This is a genomic window from Fontibacillus forbon (assembly GCF_046559655.1).
In the GTDB taxonomy this organism is placed as follows: domain Bacteria; phylum Bacillota; class Bacilli; order Paenibacillales; family Paenibacillaceae; genus Fontibacillus.
Map to the genome: position 1 here is coordinate 120,542 of NZ_JBKGFV010000001.1, position 21,956 is coordinate 142,497.

At 47.1% G+C, this 21,956-nt stretch carries 19 protein-coding genes; 15 read left to right on the forward strand and 4 right to left on the reverse strand.

Annotated features, from left to right (window positions below):
• Positions 1-10: 10 nt before the first annotated feature.
• Entirely contained in the window at positions 11-895 is an 885-nt protein-coding gene (locus ACLB09_RS00480; RefSeq protein ID WP_410767786.1) for a carbohydrate ABC transporter permease, read from the reverse strand.
• A 370-nt stretch (positions 896-1,265) separates the two neighbouring features.
• On the opposite strand from ACLB09_RS00480, the gene ACLB09_RS00485 reads away from it, so the two are divergent.
• From ACLB09_RS00485 to ACLB09_RS00520, 8 genes are all read left to right on the forward strand, one after another.
• Positions 1,266-2,201, forward strand: coding sequence for an ABC transporter permease (locus ACLB09_RS00485; RefSeq protein WP_410768964.1), 936 nt, complete (start codon positions 1,266-1,268; stop codon positions 2,199-2,201).
• 36 nt (positions 2,202-2,237) lie between these two features.
• A complete protein-coding gene (locus ACLB09_RS00490; RefSeq protein ID WP_410767787.1) occupies positions 2,238-3,788 on the forward strand; it encodes an extracellular solute-binding protein in 1,551 nt (516 codons plus the stop codon).
• Between the two features lie 102 nt (positions 3,789-3,890).
• Positions 3,891-5,000, forward strand: coding sequence for a glycoside hydrolase family 88/105 protein (locus ACLB09_RS00495; RefSeq protein WP_410767788.1), 1,110 nt, complete (start codon positions 3,891-3,893; stop codon positions 4,998-5,000).
• Between the two features lie 27 nt (positions 5,001-5,027).
• Positions 5,028-6,380, forward strand: coding sequence for a glycoside hydrolase family 28 protein (locus ACLB09_RS00500; RefSeq protein ID WP_410767789.1), 1,353 nt, complete (start codon positions 5,028-5,030; stop codon positions 6,378-6,380).
• An 80-nt stretch (positions 6,381-6,460) separates the two neighbouring features.
• Positions 6,461-7,378, forward strand: coding sequence for a dienelactone hydrolase family protein (locus ACLB09_RS00505; protein WP_410767790.1), 918 nt, complete (start codon positions 6,461-6,463; stop codon positions 7,376-7,378).
• A 120-nt stretch (positions 7,379-7,498) separates the two neighbouring features.
• A complete protein-coding gene (locus ACLB09_RS00510; RefSeq protein ID WP_410768965.1) occupies positions 7,499-8,518 on the forward strand; it encodes a pectinesterase family protein in 1,020 nt (339 codons plus the stop codon).
• Complete coding sequence (locus tag ACLB09_RS00515) at positions 8,478-10,052, forward strand: glycoside hydrolase family 43 protein (protein WP_410767791.1); 1,575 nt, start codon at positions 8,478-8,480, stop codon at positions 10,050-10,052. Before ACLB09_RS00510 ends, ACLB09_RS00515 begins: the two co-directional genes overlap by 41 nt.
• A 54-nt stretch (positions 10,053-10,106) precedes the next feature.
• Positions 10,107-11,084 carry a sugar kinase gene (locus ACLB09_RS00520; RefSeq protein WP_410767792.1) on the forward strand — a complete coding sequence of 326 codons (978 nt, stop codon included), beginning with the start codon at positions 10,107-10,109 and terminating at the stop codon, positions 11,082-11,084.
• A 318-nt stretch (positions 11,085-11,402) separates the two neighbouring features.
• On the opposite strand, the gene ACLB09_RS00525 is transcribed toward ACLB09_RS00520, so the two are convergent.
• The 3 genes from ACLB09_RS00525 to ACLB09_RS00535 all read right to left on the reverse strand — a co-directional run bounded on the left by ACLB09_RS00525 (position 11,403) and on the right by ACLB09_RS00535 (position 12,873).
• On the reverse strand, positions 11,403-11,771 hold the full coding sequence (locus ACLB09_RS00525) for a hypothetical protein (RefSeq protein ID WP_410767793.1): 369 nt from the start codon (positions 11,769-11,771) through the stop codon (positions 11,403-11,405).
• A 1-nt stretch (position 11,772) separates the two neighbouring features.
• The gene (locus ACLB09_RS00530; RefSeq protein ID WP_410767794.1) at positions 11,773-12,375 is read right to left on the reverse strand and encodes an ImmA/IrrE family metallo-endopeptidase; all 603 of its coding nucleotides are present in this window, start codon (positions 12,373-12,375) and stop codon (positions 11,773-11,775) included.
• A 141-nt stretch (positions 12,376-12,516) separates the two neighbouring features.
• Positions 12,517-12,873: a helix-turn-helix domain-containing protein gene (locus ACLB09_RS00535; RefSeq protein ID WP_410767795.1), complete on the reverse strand. Its 357-nt coding sequence runs from the start codon at positions 12,871-12,873 to the stop codon at positions 12,517-12,519.
• A 290-nt stretch (positions 12,874-13,163) separates the two neighbouring features.
• Between ACLB09_RS00535 and ACLB09_RS00540 the strand changes: the two genes are divergently transcribed.
• The 7 genes from ACLB09_RS00540 (at position 13,164) to ACLB09_RS00570 (ending at position 21,948) form a co-directional block, all read left to right on the forward strand.
• On the forward strand, positions 13,164-13,697 hold the full coding sequence (locus ACLB09_RS00540) for an ArpU family phage packaging/lysis transcriptional regulator (RefSeq protein WP_410767796.1): 534 nt from the start codon (positions 13,164-13,166) through the stop codon (positions 13,695-13,697).
• A gap of 253 nt (positions 13,698-13,950) precedes the next feature.
• Positions 13,951-14,115, forward strand: coding sequence for a hypothetical protein (locus ACLB09_RS00545; RefSeq protein WP_410767797.1), 165 nt, complete (start codon positions 13,951-13,953; stop codon positions 14,113-14,115).
• Positions 14,116-14,146: 31 nt separating this feature from the next.
• Positions 14,147-14,860: a hypothetical protein gene (locus tag ACLB09_RS00550; protein WP_410767798.1), complete on the forward strand. Its 714-nt coding sequence runs from the start codon at positions 14,147-14,149 to the stop codon at positions 14,858-14,860.
• A gap of 26 nt (positions 14,861-14,886) precedes the next feature.
• A complete protein-coding gene (locus ACLB09_RS00555) occupies positions 14,887-15,681 on the forward strand; it encodes a hypothetical protein (RefSeq protein WP_410767799.1) in 795 nt (264 codons plus the stop codon).
• Between the two features lie 138 nt (positions 15,682-15,819).
• Positions 15,820-16,278: a hypothetical protein gene (locus ACLB09_RS00560; protein ID WP_410767801.1), complete on the forward strand. Its 459-nt coding sequence runs from the start codon at positions 15,820-15,822 to the stop codon at positions 16,276-16,278.
• Between the two features lie 31 nt (positions 16,279-16,309).
• On the forward strand, positions 16,310-21,145 hold the full coding sequence (locus tag ACLB09_RS00565) for an NlpC/P60 family protein (RefSeq protein ID WP_410767802.1): 4,836 nt from the start codon (positions 16,310-16,312) through the stop codon (positions 21,143-21,145).
• Positions 21,146-21,168: 23 nt separating this feature from the next.
• Positions 21,169-21,948, forward strand: coding sequence for a hypothetical protein (locus ACLB09_RS00570; RefSeq protein ID WP_410767803.1), 780 nt, complete (start codon positions 21,169-21,171; stop codon positions 21,946-21,948).
• Positions 21,949-21,956 lie beyond the last annotated feature (8 nt).

The window sequence follows — 21,956 nt, forward strand, 5'->3', positions numbered from 1 at the left end:
AGCTGTTTTTTTATCCTTTAACGGAACCGAGCATGGCTCCTTTAACGAAGTGCTTCTGAACGAAAGGATAAGCAATTAACATCGGTAACGTAGCGACGACGATCACCGCCATCTTGATCCCTTGGGCCGGCGGAACGATATCCACAACACTGTTATCTCCCTGCATACCGCTGGAAACGATAACGATTTGCCGCAGCAGCACCTGAATCGGCCATTTAAGAGAGTCATTGAGATACAGAATGGCGCTCATGTACGTATTCCAATACGCTACCCCGTAGAAGAGCGAAATGGTTGCGATCGACGGGAGGGATAGCGGCAGCATAATTTTGAAGAAAACGCCGAAATCGTTGCTGCCGTCTATTTTGGCCGATTCTTCCAGACTTTCCGGCAACGCCTGGAAGAAGTTGCGCATGATGATCAGATTAAACGCGTTAATGGCAGTCGGAATAACCATAGACCAGTAGGAGTCAATCAGGCCTACGCTTTTTACTACCAAAAAGGTAGGGATCATCCCGCCGCTAAACAGCATGGAGAACACGACGATAAAATTGATGGAGTTTCTTCCAAAAAGATATCTGCGGGATAGCCCATATGCCATTATAGCGGTAAGGGCCATACTCAGGAGAGTTCCTATCACAGTTACGCCGATCGAGATCCCTAATCCTCTGAAGATCGTGGGTGTTGAAAGAATGTACTTGTAAGCGTCCAGGGAAAATGTAGTCGGAAACAGGACGAATCTTTTTTCGATGATTTCCTGGGTTGAAGCAAAAGAGCTGGCAATGACATTTACAAAAGGCAAGAGACAAACTACAGCTAATAAGGCTAGCAGAGTGTTATTGACAACTGTAAAGATTCGATCGCCGATGGAATGTTTCTTACGTAAACTTTGAGCCACTTGAGTATCCTCCTCTTAGTCGTTTAACAATTTAACCTTATCAATGATAGAAGTATTACGTATATAATCCCTATAGCAGGTCTTTGTGAATGGTTAAAATGCCATCGAAAATAAGCATGCTCATCAGCTTAGCTCATAATCACCAAATTAGGCGAAAATGCTGGGAAGCCCCGTCGTGCGTTGTTTTTGCAACCGCTGTCATCTGATGATTATATACGGAATGCCCCCCTTCAAGTACGCTTAGGACGTAAATTCAAGGATTGTTCCAAGCCTATACTTCCGAAGCGAGTTTTGCTCGAAGTCAATTCAGGAAGAAACGCGCACAAAACTTTTAGGAGGTCGTTTAGTGAAAGCATCAAGTGTCGCACCGATGGGATCGGAGCCGGGACTCAAGCCAAAAGCTTCTCCGATTCTCAAAAGCTTGAAACGTGACAAGCTTTTGTATCTCATGATTTTTCCCGGGTTATTGTTCTTCATTGTATTTAAGTACTTCCCTATGGGTGGGCTCATTATTGCCTTTCAGGATTATCAGCCGTTTCTGGGGATCGCTGAAAGCCCTTGGGTAGGATTCAAGCATTTTGAACGATTATTTACGGAACCTACATTTCTCATGCTGCTAAAGAATACGCTCATTCTGTTTGGCATGAACATTGTAATTTTTTTTCCGCTGCCGATCATTTTGGCGCTGATGCTGAACGAAGTGCAGGTTAAATGGTTTAAAAATGCGGTACAAACGATGATGTACCTGCCGCATTTTATGTCCTGGGTTATCATCGTGTCGATTACGTATGTATTTCTTACTGTGGATGGCGGCGTACTCAATGAAATGCTCGCTGCGCTTGGATTTGAAAAGATCAGCTTCTTGACCTCTCCGGAATGGCTAAGAACGATGTATATCGGCCAGATCATCTGGAAGGAGCTCGGCTGGTCAACGATCATTTTCCTGGCGGCCATTACGGTTGTAGATCCGCAATTATATGAAGCGGTCGAAATAGACGGCGGCGGGCGATGGAGAAAAACATGGCACATTACGCTGCCGGCGATTCGCCCGGTCATCATTACCCTGTTGATTCTGAAGATCGGCAGCACTTTGGATCTGGGCTTCGAGCATATGTATCTGTTGCTTAATTCCATGAACCGTGAGGTTGGTGAAATATTTGATACCTATATCTATACGGCCGGTCTGAAGAATGGACAATTGAGCTTCAGTACAACCGTTGGATTGTTCAAAGGCGTGGTTGGCTTGGTTCTAGTAGTTCTTTCCAATAAGCTGGCCAAAAAGTTAGGTGAAGAAGGCGTGTATTAAAGCTTAACCAAATAAATCTCAAAAAGGGGTAAAAAAATGAAATTGAGAATGAAGCAACTGACGGTACTCTTGTTAGCAAGCATGCTCTTGTTGTCCGCTTGCGGTGGCTCGAAAGGTAACAACGCTGCCCAAGGTACTGGTGGAAACGCTCAATCCGGCTCAGTTGGCGGAAATGCAGCAGTAGAAGAACCGGTCAGCATCACATGGATGAATTTATTGCATACGGCTTCAACGCCAACGGGCGGCGATATCCAAAAGCTCATCGAAGAAAAAACAAATGCGAAAATCAAGTTTTCCTGGGTTCCCGACGCAAGTAAGGAGGAGCGGATTAATACCGCGCTCGCATCCGACTCGATGGCTGACATCGTCTCTCTGACGATTCTCGAAAATGCATCTGTACGAAACGCTCTTAAGGCGGGCATGTTCTGGGAAATTGAGCCTTACCTGGGGGAATTCCCGAATCTGGCGGCGATTTCCGAGGAAAAGCTGCAGGCCGCGTCGATTGGCGGCAAGCTATACGGCGTGCCTTTTCTTAAGGACGTGGCGCGTAACGGCGTGATCATCCGCAAAGACTGGCTGGATAATTTGGGGCTTGAGGTTCCAAAAACGACCGATGAATTGATGGCCGTAGCCAAAGCCTTCACTGAACAGGATCCGGACGGAAACGGTAAAAATGATACTTACGGATTCATAGACCGAAATGATTTGGTTTACGGCGCATTTAAGACACTTGGTTCCTATTTTGGTACCCCTAACATCTGGGAGGTAAGTGATGACGGCAAAATGACGCCGGAATTTGATACCGAGGGATACATCAAAACGATGGATTATTTGAAAGAAGTATATGAAAACGGCTATATTAATCAGGATTTTGCGGTTACGGCCAAGAAGGATCAGCAGGAAGGTTTCAACCAGGGCAAAGCGGGCATTTACATCGGAGCCTTGTTTGACAGCAAGAACTTGCTGAATGGCGCAAAAGGGATTCAAGACATGATGGAGTTAGTAATGGTTAATGACATCACGTCGACCGGCAATGAAAGTGACCGGGCGATTTGGGCAGGCGCAGGCGGGATCGGCGGACTATTAGTCTTCCCTAAATCGGAAGTAAAAGACGAAGCGGAATTGAAGCGTCTTCTGAAATTTGTGAATGATTTGATGGATGAAGAGGTATATACTCTGATGACTTATGGTATCGAAGGCGTCCACTATTCCATCGACGGTGACAAGGCCGTAACGATTTTGGATCAGGTAAAGTGGGAGCAGGAGGTTCAGCCATTCGTCGCTTCCCGTCCTAAGGAGCCTGGCTATAAAATTCATGAAGCAGATCCACTTAGAGTGGAATCCGCCAAACTGATTTTGGAAAATGAGCAATACGCGGTCTACAATCCGGCCTACTCGTTGGAATCGGAAACCTTCACGACGATGGGATCCGAGCTGCAAAAAATTGTTACGGACGCCACTTATAAATACATTCTCGGTTCCCTCAATTTGGAAGGTTACAAGGCGGAGATCGAGAAGTGGAAGAAGTCCGGAGGCAGCCAAATTATTAGCGAATATGAAGCTGCCTACAAGGAAGCCAACTCCTAATTTTCTATAAAGAGAGTTTGAACTAAGACAAAATCAAAGGGGTCCTTTCCATGAATCTGTGGCAAGGACCGTCATTTTTTAGCCGGGAGGTTGTACAGATAAATGAAATGGGCTATTAAAACTGCAGAATCCGTTATGCAGCGGACACCGAAATTGTACGAGATAGGCTATAACGGTAAGTGGTCTTATGATTATGGCGTGGTGTTCAGGGGATTTGCGCTACTTTGGAAACTGACGGGTGATCGCAAGTATTTTCAGTATATCCAGGACAATATGGACTATTTTATCGGGGAAGACGGAAGCATTCGGGGATATCGGCAGGACGAGTACAATATCGACCATATCAATAACGGCAAGCTGCTGTTTTTGCTGCACAAGGAGACAGGTCTGGACAAGTACCGGCAAGCGGCAGCACTGCTGAGAGCGCAACTGGCCGGTCATCCGCGCACGTCGGAAGGCGCGTTTTGGCACAAGCAGATCTATCCTTATCAAATTTGGCTGGATGGCCTCTATATGGGGTCACCGTTCTATCTGGAATACCTGATGACTTTTGAAGAGGGAAAAGGGCTTGACGATGTAACCAAGCAATTTATTCTGTGCGAAAAGCACACGAAGGATCCGGAAACGGGGCTACTCTATCATGCCTGGGATGAAAAAAGGGTTCAACCTTGGTGCAATCCCGCCACCGGATTGTCTCCGAACTTCTGGGGCCGGTCGCTTGGGTGGTACGTTATGGCATTGGCGGATGTGCTAGAGCTGTTGCCGAAGGAACACGGGGACTATGCCGAGCTTGTCCGGATATTTGACGATGTGCTGACGGCTTTGAGAAATCATCAGGATGAGGCAAGCGGCGTATGGTACCAGGTCGTGAATATGGGGGGCCGCAAGGGCAATTATTTGGAGGCGTCCGCCTCCAGCATGATTGTGTTTGCCATCGCGAAGGGGATCCGGCTGGGGGTTCTGGAACAAGCGGAATGGCAGGCGACGCTGGATAAGGCATTCCAAGGCCTGATTAACGAGTTTGTGCTGGAAACGAAAGAAGGCTGGGTCAATTTGAACAAAAACTGCATGGTGGCCGGACTGGGCGGAGATGACCGCCGGGACGGGACCTATGCCTATTACATCAGCGAGCCGATCATTACGAACGACTTTAAGGGCGTAGGAGCGTTTTTGCAGGCTTGCGCCGAAGTAGAAGGACTTAGAGGACAATAAAGAACGCTGGGAACGGGAGGAAAAAGGATGAAAGTATATAACATTACCGATTACGGCGCGGCCGGAGACGGCGTAACCTTATCGACCGCAGCCATTCAGTCCGCCATCGATGCTGCGAACGCGGCGGGTGGCGGGACGGTGTATGTTCCGGCCGGCACGTATTTGACGGGTGCAATCCTAATGAAAAGCCAAATTGAGCTGCGCTTAAGTCCCGGCGCCGTGCTGTCTTTCAGTACAAATCCGGAGCACTATCCGGTCGTGAGTTCCCGCTGGGAGGGTGTGCTTCAGCAGGTGCACGCATCGTGCATTTTCGGCCAGGACCTGGAAAATATCGCAATCACGGGAAGCGGCACGCTCGACGGGAATGGCCAGCCGTGGTGGGACAAGAAGCGGAATGCGCCGGAGGAATTGGAGTTTCCCCGGCCGACGTTGGTCGGCTTCTACGGCTGTCGCCGGGTTACGCTTAGAGATCTGCACCTGGTGAATTCCCCAAGCTGGACCGTGAATCCCATTCGCTGTCTGGACGTCACGATCGACAATTTATCGATCCTGAATCCCGCCGATTCGCCGAATACGGACGGTATCAATCCGGAATCCTGCCGTAACGTACGGATCAGCAATTGCCTTATCGATGTGGGGGACGACTGCATCGCGATCAAAGCGGGCACCGAGGATACGGCGGAGCGGGTTTCCTGCGAAAATATTACGATCACGAATTGCACGATGGTTCACGGTCACGGCGGCGTAGTGCTGGGCAGCGAGATGAGCGGGGATATCCGTAACGTCACGATCACGGGCTGCGTGTTCCAGCACACCGACCGCGGCATTCGGTTGAAATCCCGGCGAGGGCGCGGGGGAATCGTTGAAGATATCCGCATCAGCAATATCGTCATGGACGACGTCATTTGTCCGTTTATTTTGAACCTCTATTATTTCTGTGGCCCGCGCGGCAAGGACAAATACGTTTGGGACAAAAATCCTTATCCCGTGACGGAGGAGACGCCTTGCTTCCGGCGCATTCACTTTGCGAACATTACCGCGCGACGGGTTCATGCAGCCGCAGGATTCCTATACGGCCTTGCCGAACAATACATTTCCGAAATTACGTTCGATCATACCGATATTTCCATGGCGGAGGATGCGATTCCGGGAGTCCCGGCCATGATGGCGGGCATCGGCGAAATGAACAATCGCGGCTTCTTTCTCGGAAACGTAAGGGATATCCGTTTCCACCATGTCACGGTCGAAAATCATGAGGGACCTGCTTTTTACGTGGAGAATGGAGAGCGGGTCACCGTAGAGCATTGCGAGTCCAGAAATACGAAGCAGGAGGAAATGCTGTTGGAGCAGATTACTGTTCCGCCGGCGGCAGAATCTTAATGCTCGTACTTTGGTTCCGGACCACGAGCCGATAGCCGGTCGGACAGGGAATAAAGAGCCTTGAAGGAGGAAGAGAGTGCATGGATTGGAGCGCGGACGAAGCTCGGAACAAATTGTTGGGCTTGTTGGGAGATTTACCGGCGGAGCAGCCGATATCGGCCAAAATCTTGAAGTTGGAGGAACGGGACGGATATGTACTGGAAACGCTGCTGCTGGAACTGAACGGGATCGAACCGGTTCCGGCTTATGTCGCCAAACCGCTGGAAGGAAGCGGACCGTTTCCGCTCGTAGTCTTTAACCATTCCCATGGCGGGAATTACGGAAACGGGCGTAAAGAGCTGATTGTCAGCAGCCCCTATCTGCAGGAGCCATCGTTTGCCAAAACGCTTACCGGCATGGGCTGCGCGGTTTGCTGCATCGACATGTGGGCCTTCAACGAGCGCGGCGGGAAGACCGAAAGCGAGCTGGTCAAGGAGATGCTGTGGCAGGGCCAGGTGATGTGGGGCATGATGCTGTACGATAACCGCCGCCTCCTCGATTATATGTGCAGCCGGGAGGATATCGACGCTGCGCGGATCGCCACGATCGGCATGTCCATGGGCGGGTTGATGGCGTGGTGGCTGGCAGCGCTCGATGAGCGGGTTGGGGTGACGATCGACATCTCCGGGCAGGTGGATGCCGGAACCCTGATCGCCAAAAGAGGGCTCGATCATCACGGTTTTTATTCCTACGTCCCCGGTCTGCTGAAGCATTTTTCGACCTTGGACATCCAAAAGCTGATCGTGCCTCGCCCGCGGATGAGCCTGGTCGGCCGGAACGACCGGCTTTGCCCGATCGAAGGCGTGGAACTGCTATCATCCGGGTTAAGCGCGGCCTATGCTGCGGCCGGAAAACCGGAGCATTGGCAGCCGCTTCTTGGCGCGGGCGGCCATATGGAGACCGCGGAGATGAGGGCCGCCTGGGTGCCGTTCTTAGCGAAGTATTTGCTGGGGAAATGACGACAGGGTTGGTACGTAGTCATGACTGATCATTAAGGAGAGGCATCATGCAGGCGACAGGGCTTCACCGCGGGACTTTAAACCGGGTAAAGCAGAAGCAGGAGGTTACTTGTAATGGTTGTGCTTGTGGGAACAGACCCGGTTTGCGATTTTCGCTCCATTCAGGAGGCGGTCGACGACCTGGAGCGCCGGCTGCCCGACGACACGCCGGCGGAGATTCATATTTTGCCCGGCGTGTATGAAGAGGTTGTGCGGGTTTACCGTTCAAACCTGTCCTTGATCGGCATCGGGCAGGTTGAAATTGTCATGAACCGCTACGCGAGGGAACGGGATGAGCAGGGGAACGAGATCGGCACGTTTGGGACGCCGACTTTGTTTTTGGGCGGCAGCCGCCTGATTGTGGAAAATCTCGTTATCGCCAACACGGCCGGACAAGGAGAGGATATCGGTCAGGCGCTGGCGGTTTATGCCCACTGCGATTGCACGGTGTTCAGCCACTGCACTCTGAAGGGCCACCAGGATACGTTATTTCTTGGGCCGCTACCCGCGACTCCGAAGGAGCGGGTACGTTTCGGCGGCATCCCGCTTAGGGAACACCATGCCCAATACCGACAATGGTACCGTCACTGCCGCATCGAGGGTACGGTGGATTTTATTTTCGGCGGGGCTACGGCGTTCTTTGAGCATAGCGAAATCCGGAGCCTGCGTCATGCGAAAGAGAGCGGTGCGGGATATATTACGGCCGCCTCCACGCCGGAGGATGAGAGTTATGGTTTTGTTTTCAAGGATTGTTATTTGACTGCGGAGGAAGGGGTGCCTGATGCCTCGGTTTTCCTGGGGCGTCCCTGGCGACCCTATGCCAAAACGGCTTTCGTGAACTGCCGTGCCGGCGGACACATTCAGCCGCAGGGCTGGGATAACTGGAACAATCCCGCCAACGAAGCGACGGTTTGTTATGGGGAATACGAATTTAATGAGGCCGCTTCGCTGCGGCCGCAGCGGGTGGAATGGGCAGCATGCTCCGCATCGGGCGGAGAAGCCTGGCGCAAGGAGCGGGTGCTTGCCGGGAATGAGGAAGATGGGAGACGGTGGTTACAAGATGAATACCATAATCAAAAATCCGATATTGCGGGGATTTAATCCGGATCCGTGTATTTTGCGGGTGGGTGAAATTTATTATATTGCCGTTTCGTCGTTCGAATGGCTGCCTGGCGTCCGGGTGTATCAATCGGAGGATTTGGCCGATTGGGAGCATTGTACGGATATTTTAACAGATCAGGTCCAATTGCGGGGAAATCCGAAGAACTGCAGCATTTGGGCACCGCAGTTAAGCTATAATGACGGTCTTTTTTATTTGCTTTATACGGATGTAAAAAGCACCAAGCGTCCGTTCAAGGACGATCATAATTTCCTGATTACGGCAAAGGACATACAGGGTCCGTGGTCGGAGCCGGTTTATCTTAACAGCAGCGGGTTCGACCCTTCCCTGTTTCATGACGACGACGGCCGGAAATGGCTGCTTAATACGCTTTGGGATTACCGAATTCCGGAAGGCAATAAATCGAGCGGGATCGTGATGCAGGAATATGACGCCGAGCAGCGGCGGCTGATCGGAGAACCGCTCAAGCTTTTTGACGGGACCTGGCTGAAAAAAACGGAAGCGCCCCATATCTACAAACGAAACGGTTATTACTATTTGATCACGGCAGAAGGCGGCACGGGTTCGGGTCATGCCGTCACCGTGGCGCGTTCCCGGGAATTGACAGGACCGTACGAAGTGGATCCGCGCAATCCGATGTTGACTTCGCGGGACCAACCGGAGCTGCCATTACAGTGCGCCGGTCACGGAAGCCTGGTACAGACGCCGGAAGGAGCATGGTACATGGCGCATTTATGTACCCGACCGGTAGAAGGAAAGTATGCGATACTTGGCCGGGAGACAGCTTTGCAGCAAGTCTATTGGGACGAGGAAGGCTGGCTGCGGCTTACGGCGGGCGGAAATACACCATCGGTAGAAGTTCCTGTGCCCGGCGGCGGAAGAGATCAGGAAGGATTTTCGAAGTCGTACTGTTTTGAAGATGATTTTAATGGTCCCCGCTTGCACAAAACTTGGAATACGCTGCGCATTCTGGCGGATGACAGCTGGTGCTCGCTTACGACCCGTCCCGGATATTTGCGGCTTACGGCCGGGGAGTCGGTACAAAGCCTGTTTGACCATCATATTCTGGCGATCCGGCAGCGGGATATTCATTTTCGGGCCGAGACGGCTATGGAATACGAGCCGAATAATTATTTGCAAATGGCCGGACTGCTGTTGTACCTGAATGAAGATAACTATTTGTATGCCTATGTGAGCCATGAGGCAGGACAGGGAAAAGTAATCCGCATGCTAAAGTGCGAGGCCGATGTGTTCTCCCTGGTCTCCGAAGTCGTCGAGGTTGACGAGAAGTTACCGATTCAACTGGCCGTCGAGGTGCAGGAAGCCTCCGCGCAGTTCCATTGGCGCCAAAGTAATGATAGCGAGTGGTCGAAGCTGTTTGCGAAACAGCCTATCGGATTCCTCTCCGGCGGCTTTACGGGGAATTTTGTAGGCATTGCCGCCCATGATATGGGGATGTTCCAAGGCAGTTATGCCGATTTTTCATACTTCAAATACATCGGATACGATGATTGAGCGGTTAATTGCACTTTTGACATACCCAACTGCTGCAAAAGGAGCGAATTGAAAATGAGGACTGGTATGTCTTCGGATGAATTGTGCGGGCCGGAAGTCGTAACGTTCGGAGAATCGATGGGGCTGCTGATTTCGGCCGATAGGAGAGGCTTGGAGTATGATTCCGAACTGGAAATGTCGTTCGGCGGTGCGGAGAGCAACGTCGCCATCGGGCTGGCAAGGCTGGGCTGCCGGTCAGGCTGGTTTGGACGGTTGGGGGATGACCCGCTGGGCCGCCGAATTCACAAAGCGATTCGGGGGGAAGGAGTCGATGTATCCCGAGTTGGTTTGGCAAAAGATGCTCCGACCGGGTTGATGCTGAGGGAAAAGACCTTAGGCAAGAGCTCAGTTTACTACTACCGCCGTTATTCAGCCGCCAGCCGGATGCAGCCCGAAGATCTGGATGAAGATTATATCGCTTCCGCTAAAATCCTGCATGTAACCGGCATTACCGCCGCACTGAGTCCCTCCAGCAAAGAAACGCTGTTCAGAGCGGTGGCCCTGGCAAAAAAGCACGGCACGAAAGTGAGCTTTGATCCGAATCTCCGGCTAAAGCTGTGGAATCTGGAAGAAGCAAGGCCCGCTCTGCTGGCGCTCGCCGAGCAGGCGGACTATTTCCTGCCGGGTCTGGATGAACTGCGGCTGCTTTACGACAAGGAGCATCTTGAAGAGCTGATCCCCGAGTTAAACAAGCTGCCTGCGGTGAAGATCATCAAAGGCGGCGATAAGGCGACCTACCTGTTGGAAGACGGGGAGTTGTCGAGCGTGCCTTATTTTCAGGTGGAGCAAGTCGTCGATTCCGTCGGCGCCGGAGACGGCTTTTGCGCGGGCTTTTTGGCGGGCCTGCTTCAAGGGGATTCGCACACGGAAGCGATCCGGTTAGGGAACCTGATCGGTTCCATGGTCATCCAGGCCCCCGGTGACTGGGAGGGGCTGCCGACCCGGGAAGAAGTCCGGAGTAAATTGAGCGGACATATCCATATCGAGCGTTAGCGGATGAGAAGGCGGATGCGAGTGTAAGTGCACTAGAATTGATTAACTGGATTTCCTACATCTAATTTTCAGCAATTCAGTCAATTGAAGAAAATAGATGGAAAACCTACAGTTAATCTTTTCTGATTTGCCCAAAATAGGCTATTAAGCACGAAAGTCCAATATTTAGCTGCAGTTTTTCCAGTTAATTTTCAATAAAAGCGGAATTTCCCCGAAATAAATGTAGTTTTTACAGTTAATTTGTTTTAGAGAGCAGAGAGAGGCGCGATTCAAGATCTTCCCGAATCCACGCCTCTCTCTTTTACTTTCGCTTTATCCTTAATCGGCCCATCCATTCTCCATTAAGCGGTCGCCCCATTTATATTCCAACACTTCCTCCGCGTCGCTGATTTGGATCACCAGCAGAGTAATGTCGGCTCCCGGATGTCGCCGGGCGAGATTCGGGAGGGAAATGCCGAGTTCCTCATCCTCATCCCCATCTCCAGCGCGCTTCAAGACGAGATCCTCCAACAGCACGGACACTCCGATTTGGTCGTCAAACTGCTCGGGCTCGAACCGCTCAAAAGGACCCGAGAGCGGCAAATACAGCATCCCGTTCCAGTCCAATTCTCCAAGCTTGGTTTGAACTACAAGTTGCAAGGGGCGTATTCCATCCAAAATGAAATCGCAGTATAACGCCAACCGCACTTTACAATCCTCGCTTTCCGCTGCCGCTCAACTGCCGTTCCAACTGGGCCATGACGCGTTTTGTTTCCCCGGACCAGACGGAGGAACGCTGATTTTGCCGGTCCGCCTCTTTGGCGGCGGCGATCAGGCTGCCGTGGAGCACCCGCCGCTGGATTTGATCCAGCCTATGTTCCGCCAGTTCGTACGGAATGCGGAAGGTTTCGGCGAGAAAAGGAATCGCCTCGCATCGTTGATCCGGAACGGGAAGCTTCGCAAACATATAAAAAGGAATCGCCGCGTACAGCACGAACTGCTCGGCTTCGGATTCCTGGGCATTTTTGAATAAAACGGGCATCCTTCTCTGGTCTCCGGCATGTCTCAGAACATGGCATAATTCATGAAAAAAGATCACTCTCGCCGTCACATCGTCCGCATGATTGTTGAGAAAAATCACCTGCTCTTCATTATCGGAAAAGGAAGGACATTCTTCATAAACCAGTTCAACCCCAAAAGCTCGTGCTATATGTTCAATGTCATGTTCAGCGTTGCTCATGATTCCGTGTTTTAAGTATTTCCCGCTGATCCACTGCTCCAACTCGGTCTCCCGGTAGTAGGAGATTAACATAAAATCACCCCAAAAAGAGAATGTATGTTCGGTATGTATCGGAAAAGAAGGGCCCTTTGAAAGGGCCAGTCTACTCATCTACGAATCTGCTTCATTGTTTTAGCCTTGAATTTATTATTCGACGCTGCTATCCGAAATCCTTTAATTTTTTTCTTTATCGCCGGTAAGCAATTTCTTTTTCTGTTCACGGTAGGCTTTCAGGGCAGCTTCCATCATCGCAATCTCGTCTGCCGTGTAAGCCTCGGGCCCGCCGTAAAACGACATGCTCATCCCTTTCTCGTAAGAAGGAGACGGGTCGTCTGTCCGTCCGAGCAAGTAGTCTCCGTTTGTGTCCAGGGCATCGACGATGCTGCGGAGCGACTCCGGATCCGGCTTGCGGTCACTCGTCTCGTACCGGGACAACTGAACTACGGTCAGCCCCGCTTTAGCCGCGAGATCTTTTTGCGTCATCTGCAGTTTTTCCCTAAGGAATTTGATTCGATCCCCAAGACTTTGCATAGAAACCCCTCTTTTTCCGTTTAGGATAGTATAACATGGTGTTACCAAATTGGTAAACTACTAATTGTAAAAGCTTGAACTGGAAATCAATTGACATTACCGAAATGGTAAATTATAATGAGATTATAGTTACCGTATTGGTAAAAATAGCGGGAATAACTTGATTTTTATTCAATTAGGTTGGTTGTTAGCAAAATCGTGTAAGTGGTGCAGTAAATGAAAACTTCAATATTTTATCACCAAATTGGTAACTTTATAAACAGAAAATCATCATCCTGGGAGGGATCGCCGTGGGAAGAAAACGCAGTAATATTTTCTTAACCGTATTTGAAACGATGCCAATTGATTATGCAGCTACGCGGGCTGCCGTAGAGAAACGGCTGGAAGAGGTCCGGCAGTATCGGCAAGTCGGGTTTATCCGCCAGGAAGCGGGAATTACCGTTAATTACGAACCCAGGTATCATGGTGCGACGAATGCCATCGGCAAGCCTGCGGAACAAACGGCGATCCGGAACGTGGACCGGGAAGCGGAGCTCATCCGCAAATCCGAACTCCTGGATAAGGCGATGAGCGGACTGACAAAAACGCAGCGTGAAGTGATCGAACGAAGTTACTTGGACGACGAAGGAGAGTATGATTTTATCAGCTGCGGCGAGATGGGCGTTAGCGACCGGACCTACCGGCGCATCAAGGCCGACGCAATCCGGATTCTCGCGGTGGCCATGATGCTGGAAGTATACGCAGAAGGCGACGCTCAGGAGATCAGAGGGAGTCAGAGCCAGACTCGGGGAAAGAGGGAAGCAGTGGGGGTCAATCATTTTTAGTCGGCTAATCGCCGGCTTTTTTTATTGTTGGAATACAAGACTGCGAGGGAGGGCTCCGTAATTAAACGTCTATTCAATACAAAAAAATACGAACATTAGTTCCTGTTTTTGTCCGGTATCTGCCCGATGCTTGTCCATTTGTTCGACTTCCATCGTGATAAATTTGTATTGTGGAAAAGAAATGAGACCACGACAATATACGCGAAAACCGCTGATTCTTCAGCGGTTTTTCTTTTTGGGAGGGAAGCTGAACTTGAGCACGCGAAAAAAAAACAAAAATCCGCCGGCCAGAATTCTCGACGACGAAGGGGACTGGAGTCAGCCCAAATGCTGTATCGGCTGCATCTGGGGACGCTTCGAAGGAAGCAGGCAGTTTTGCAGCTTGCCTAGGTGCGTGTTGGAGGGGGAAAAGCTATGAAATTGTGAATAATGTTTAGGGTGTGATGCCATTGAATGAGACCGATCTTCGCTTTAAGATGTTAGCCAACATGCCCGTTTATTTGGAAGAGGCGGGCGAAATTTTTCTTCCAACTTTGCGGGAGATTGCAGAAATGGGGCTCAGCCGTTACACGCAGCAACTTTCCTTTCTTCTCTTGGATAGAAACAGTTTTCCTCATTTTTTTGATGAGCGTGTAACTAACTTCGATCTTTTTTATGCCAACTGCTTTCACAATGAATCATTTAGAGAGGTGTCCTATCGGGCTCTCCGGCTTTTCTTTCATGTGAATGCTGAAATGGTAGAAGAAGGAGGGCGCATCTTCTTCAGGTTTGAGCATGGTGGAGTACTAGATCATGACAATTTCCCTACTCTACAATATATGCTGACATTGGCTAATTATCTGAAGAACTCTACCGAACCGGAATATAATCCGGTCAATTCCAAAGCACAGGAAATGGTTAGTCTGATTTTGAAAAACAGAAAGAAACAGCCGCGGCCAAAAGAAAAAATGGATTTATCGAGTATTGTATCCGGACTTGCCTGGAAACCGAATGGAATCAGGTTGCCGGAATTGTTCGAATTGAACATATACCAGGTGTATACAGGTTTCTTCATTACGAACAATATAGATCATTATCATCATACGTTGGCCGGTATATATGCCGGAACCCTTGATGGGAAAAACATTAAAATGTCCGATCTTCATTGGGCTAATAAAATTTAAATTAAACGATTAGGAGTGATTTTTTTATGACAACACCAAATGTATGGGCAGTACGCGAAGTAGCGCTTGCAACGTTCTATGATTTGACTACAAATAAAGCACGGATTCAACTTACGAATCTGAAAACTTCCGGTTTGGAAAATACGGCAGAAACCACTTACTCTCTCGGGGGACGCGGCAACGCGAAAATCGTTGGCTTTTCCGGCAATCGCGGTGGGCGCGTTACACTTCAGGATGCCGTGTTTACGAACGAAGTTATCGCCATGATGACTGGGAACGATATTGATTCAGGCGTGAAGAGTATTTATCAGAAAGAAGTTCTGACGGTGGAAGGCGGCAAAGCGACTTTAAAATTTGCGCCTGAAAATGCCGACCAAGGTTTAATTAGCGTATACGAGATTCATTCAGATGGCACTCATAAAGAAGAATTTGAATACGCAACTTCTCTTTCGTCGAAAAAATATACATTGAACGGAAAAGAGTTGACGTTTAATACCGGCGAACTGGCGGACGGAACCGAAATTGCCGCATACTATCAAACTTTGACCGATCCTTCTGCCAAGACAATTACCGTATCTTCGGATAAATTCGCCGGAACATTTAAAGTGGTTCTGGACTGCCTTGTACGTAACGTGGTTGATGAAAAAGACTATGCTGCGCAAATTGTAATTAATAAGGCGAAAATGGAAGATAATTGGACGATTAGTATGGCAGCGACCGGAGAACCTTCCGTATTTGATATTCCGATGGAAATTTTGAAGCCGGTTAACCAAACTGAATTGTACACGATGACTGTTTATGACGAATCCCTGATTGCCTAATCCGGGGTTTAACCAGCAAGGATCAAGTTCAACAGAACTTGATCCTTGCTTTTTATAAGACATTCTATAGAGTTTTCTTTCTTTGAGAATGCTGTACCGAGTGTCTTAAAGACACTATTTCTATTAAAAGGAGAATGAATGATGTCCAAAGAAGCCCAAGTACAAAGTAAAAAACTTAACCAGAAAGAGTTGAAAAAACTGGAGTCCTATCTAAATCAACGTAATAGCATCTTAGTGTATAACAATCAGTTTCAAGTTAAGATCCACTCCCATTTCCGTGATTCGCTTATTGAAAAGGTCATCATGGATTACACCTCCGTTTTGGACCAGATCTACAAGCAGGGAACCGAAATTCAAACCGACTCAATCCGTGGATCATTTGCTGTATTTCATACGCTAATTTTGCGTGAATTTACGGACCTTCCAATTCCAAAAACCAATGAACTTTCCATATTAATTATGGTATCAAGGACACTGCTGGATACGGGGATTATGAAAGAAATCTATAACGCAATTCCAACTGAGCAATTAAATAAAATCGAACAGAAAATGAATTCGGTTCTTGCCAATTTTGAGCAAATGGCTGAAAGGACATAAATAAACGTTTTGAAAGGAGGAGAATAACAGCATGCCAGATAATTTGAAAATTCTGCTTTCCGCTGGACTCGATTCTGGAAAAGCTATTAAAGAAATTAACAATGATCTAAAAGCCTTGTCGAAACATCCGGCACTCCAATCGCTTCAGGTCGAAATCAACATCAGAGATAATTTTTCGACAACAGCCTATCGTTTACTTGATGTAATTCATAAGATTAACCAAGCCGTGGCAAAAGGTACATCCGAGTTGGGAAATCAGATGAAGGCTGTCCAATCCCTGAAAAGCAGTATGGTTGAAATGCAATCAGTTGAAAATAAAGCAAAGAGTCCCACCAAAGCAGAGCAGGCTGTAGCGTCAGAAAAGAGCCTAGGCGAAGGGATGAGTAAAGACCTTGATGCAGGGTTTCGAAATATCGCCTATAACGAAAAAATTATCAATCTATTATCCGAATCGGTTGCTGAAGCAGGTTTGAATTTCAAGGGCCTTACTTGGTACTCGGAAATCTATACAAGAAGTGCCATTTCGGCGCAAGTAGCTACACTGGGTCTTCAAACCGCCATGTCCATGGGTTTGTCATTAGCAATTACAGGGATAACATGGGCTATCTCCAAACTGGCAGGAGCATTTGCTAAATCGAGAAAAGAAGCTGCTGAAGCAGTGAAGATTAGCTATGAGCAAATAAACTCTCTTCGTGAGCAGAAGCAAACAATTAGCGAATTAAGAGCTGAGATGGAGAATTTGCAACGGGCAGACCGAACCGATGAACTCAATATCGAGGGAAGAGAACGGCTACTGGAGATTCAGACTCAATTAGCTGAACAATATGGTGTGGCTGCCACCAAAATGGATTCGGAAGGAAGAGCCTATACGGATTCAATAGCTTTTATTGATGCAAGAACGGAAGCGCTGGAACGTCAAATAAGGGCTGAAGAAGAGGCAAACCGCAACAAACTTTCTGCTAAGGACAGTAAGAATACGGAAAAGATCAAAAAGGCTCAAAAAGATATTGAGAATTATGAAGCTCAAATTAATTTTTTCAAAGACCAAATCGCCATAGCAGAAGCAAATCTTGCATCAGGATCATTTCCGGAAGGATCTGTGACATATAATTTTTGGGAAGGAATTCTTGAATCATACCATCAGGAACAAGCTGTTTTTGAAGGGAAACTGATGAAGTCCAAAGCAAGTCTGGAAGCCAATCTGAAAGAACGCACTGACTCGCTTGAAGCAACTTCCAGAAATTATATAAATATCCTCGCTGAACAAGGAATACAAATCTCGGATACTCAGCGTCTATTTATTAGTCAAATTGTGGATTCGATTGCCGGGAACGGTTCTTCTTTGTTTGAGCAAGAAAATCAAATCGAAGAAATCGTTAAGAATTTGGCATCCAGCGATTTCGAAGATATCATTGCTTCTTACCATGATTTAGTTGAACAATTCGAGCAGAATCCTACTTCCATTGATAATACGAAGATTGCGGCAATTCGGACGGAAGTAGAAAAATTATTATCTTCAGTTACGAATGGGGTTCCGATTTCAGAGGATTTCATGAAGGATATCCTCGCTCAATTTCCTGATGTTGAAGCGAAGGCATTCAATCTGAATGATGCTCTGGAGCAAATAAATTCCTCCTATAATAAATCTTCACAGAAGTTATCCGTATATAACGAATTATTAAAGGATAATTCCTCGGAAAAAGGCATAAACGCAGAACGGGTGGCCGAACTTATTCAAGAGGACCAGTCACTTGTAGACTTGTTCTACATTGAGAACGGCATAATCAAATTGAATACCGAGTTGACGGAAAAACAAAGAGAACAGGAACTTCAAAGCATTAAGGCGGTTACTTTGGCTAAGAAAGACGAATTAATCGCATCCCACCAAAACCTGGCTCAAAAGTTGAGCATTTATGGGATTGAATTAGCTGCATTAAACACTTTAAAAGATGCAGTCGAAGCCAAGGAAAAGTTGCAAATCATTGATGTTGATAATACCGGAGTGGAAAGTGCACGATTTTTTGCAGTCAATAAGCATCTTCAGGAAAACAAAGAATTTATGGACGCGCTTATTGATATTTTTCAACAATCAGAACTACTTGAAAAATCACTTGAAGAGAATGGGAAAAACCTGGAGGAAAATTTAGGCGGAGCAACAGGAACCGTAACCGAGCAACTGACAAAACTCCAAAAACAATTAGCTGCTGTTGACGAGGCGCTTACCCGTAGTGCAAGCAGAAGGGAAAGGTTTGCAAAATCTTCGCAAAAATATAGAGACTCCCTGCACGAAGAAAATCAACTTCTGGAGCAAAAGAAGAAGCTGATAGAGCAGCAGGCTGGAGAGGATTCTTTAGCGGCTTCAAAAACAGACAACGTTTCAACCGCCGTGTCTTCAGTTTCCGGAAATCAAGTTCAAACCATGTTGGATGCGGCTAAGGAACTTCAAGGGGAATTCAACTATCTTCAGATCCCAGGGGAATTTAAAGGTACTTATGATGAGTTTGTAGCTAGGGCTCTCTCGGATTGCTCCCAATTCGTTCAAGAAATGTATAAGGAGTTTCTTGATATTAAGCTTCCGCGTACTTCAAGCGAGCAAGCAAAAGTAGGTTTAAGTGTTAATCAGAAAGATATACAACCTGGTGATTTGGTTTTCTTTAATGATGGCAGTGACAAGAAAAAAGTTTCCCATGTGGGCATTTCATTGGGCGGCACCAAGTTTATACAAATGGGAGACAAAGAGGGTCTAAAAGAAGCTGATTTAACCAGTACTTATTGGTCACCTCGTTATCTTAATGCCAAAAGAATTGTGGGAGAGGTATCCCCGAACGAAACCGGCAAAAGTTCTCGATCTACCGAGTGGTATGAAGCGGATGATCGGATTTATCAGAATTATTTATCGGAAATTGAAAGTAACAATGCTTCCTACCAGAATGAACTATCGAAGCAAGATGGATTATTAAAGAAATCTCAAGCAGTGCAAGGGAAGTATTCCGAAGATTCTGATAATTTTCGTGATGAAGATATTAAGCAGATCGACATTTTATTAAAAAAGCGTGAACTTCTCCATGCCCAGGCTGATAGAATCAGAGATTCCATGAAACAGTATCATATTGAATCCGATGAGCTGAATGCTCAGATCAGTACGCTCGGTGAAACTTACGATGATTTGACGCTGGAAATCCAAGAAAAGCGGGCAGGTGTGATAAACAGCAGGCTTAATGAGTTCAAAAACAACCTTTCAGAAGTCGGTGATCAGCTTCAACTATCAAAGGCGAAAATGGCCCAATACACCGAAGGCTCAGCTGATTATACGAATGAGCTCAGAAATCAGATCGCTCTCAGCAAAGAACAAATTGCAATTAATAATGATGCAGTAGTGTTCCTTAAAGAACAACTTGAGAATGAGCAGCTTTCCGTAAAAGTTAAAAAGGAACTGAGAGAAGAGTTGGAGCAACTGCTCTTGGATAATTACGAGTATGCTTCATCTATTCGAGACATCAATGAGGATTACGCCGATACAATCATTGCTAACTACAAGAAAATGATTGAAAAGAAACGAGATCTTGAGCTTGATGCTATAGAAAAAAGTAAAGAACTCGAAAATGAACAGCATGAAGAGCGTTTAAAGCATTTTGATGAAGAGCTTAAACGATTTGAGGAAGTAATTAATTCCCAACTTGAATTGCTGGATCGCCAAAACTTGTCGGACGATTATGATAAGGCATTAAACAAGAAGATAGAAGAGCGCCAGGAGATCGTAGATCAAATTAATACGTTGGCTTTAGACGATTCCTATGAGGCAAAGGCGAAACGGAAAACGCTGGAAGAACAACTGGATGAAAAAAATGAAGAGATTAGCGAATTCCGGCTGAACAGAGAAAGGGAACTGAGAAAGCAAAACCTTGCCGACCTGTTGGAGGAGAAGAAGGAGCAAATCTCCGCTCAAAAAGAGCTTGAAAATGATCATCATACCGAGTTGATTGAGGGATGGGAAGAAGAAAAGGAAAAGAAAGAACAGCTCTATCAAGCCATGCTTGAAGATGAGGAGATGTTCTATCAACTTAAACAAGATTTGCTAAGCAATGACGCAATACTCGTCCAAACCCGAATTAACGAAATCAAAGGAACCTATGGGGAATTTTTTGTTTTTCTACAGAATCAAATGGCGAAAGTGGGGACGGACGCGGAGATTCTAGGAGCAAACTTGTTGAAGAACCTCAACTATCTTTTTAAACAGGATGAAGAGTTTCTTAATCAAAACCCTAACTTTAATCCTGACCTTCAACCTAATGCCAATTCTGGTTCTGGCAGTCAAGCTAATGACTCAGACAAGGTTAAGGACACTCCAGCAGCGCGAGCGGCTTGGCAGAGATATTTAAATAACAAACTGCAGGCTGAAAACATAAAAAAGCAAATGGCCCAATTAAGCAAAAATTCCGCCGAATATAAAAATCTGGAGAAGAGCTTCACTTTTCTGAAATCTCAAAACGAAGCTTATCGCTCCGAGTATGGCTTTCTCGACAAAAGCTATGATGAACTAAGAAACCTGGATCCCTTTTCAGCGGAATCGGGCGGGATGACCCCTTCCTTTTCTAAAGGAAAGTTTTTGCTTGCGCATGAGAAGGAATTGGTTCTTAACAAGAGCGATACAAAAAATTTACTTACGGCTGTAGATATTACCCGCGGATTGGTAAGCGGAATCAAAGGCATTGCTTCGACACTGTTTAGGCCTTCCTCCGCAGCTCTTGCTACTCCTAACGGCGATGTCAACATGTACATCACGATTGAAAGGCTTCAAGGTAATGAAGAAGGAGCCTATTCTTTTTTTAACTTGATTCAGAAAAACTTAAAGAAATCCGGAATCTAATTCCCGGTTAGGGGGACACAATTATGACCATTGCGGAAAGTTTGCATTTTGTTTATGACGGCATTCGAAGCGACCATATGGGACTGATGAATGTCAATATGACGTCGGGCATGCAGGAACAGATTTTACTTCCGGAGCAGAGCTTGAAGGAAGTAACGATTCGCGGAAGAGATACGCCATATTTTATTGAAACAGAACGAAGACCCTTCACCATTTCGCTAAATTTTGCTTTTACAGACAATTTTGATGAAGAGAAGCTGAAAAACGTGGCAGGTTGGCTTGGGAATCAGCCTTACTATAAGCCACTATACTTTTCCGACAATTTGGAAAAATGGTATTACACGCTTTATACAGGCGAAGCTAAGCTGCTGCATAATTGTTTGAAGCAAGGGATCGTGCAGTTGCAGATGCGCAATATTAGCCCGTACACGTATTCACCCGTTTATGAATCCGATCCCCTGGATTATTCGAATAATCCGATAAGTGGAAGTGAATGGGCCATAGAAAATAAAGGAAATATGCGGTGCAAACCAGTGCTTGTAATCCGGAAGATCGGAGATGGCGAGATTTCTATCGTAAACATGTCAGATCGGGGTAGAGCATTTCGTCTAGTCAATTTACTTGCGGATGAAGAAATTACCGTTCGTAGCGAAGAGGAGGATATCGTGTCCAATATTCCGTTAACGCTTCATTATGATGATTTTTTCGGTGATTTTCCGATCTTTGTGGAAGGCATCAATTATTTCAAAATATACGGGAACTGTCAATTGAAATGGAAGTATCAATTTAGAAACATGGGGTAGGAGGTAAG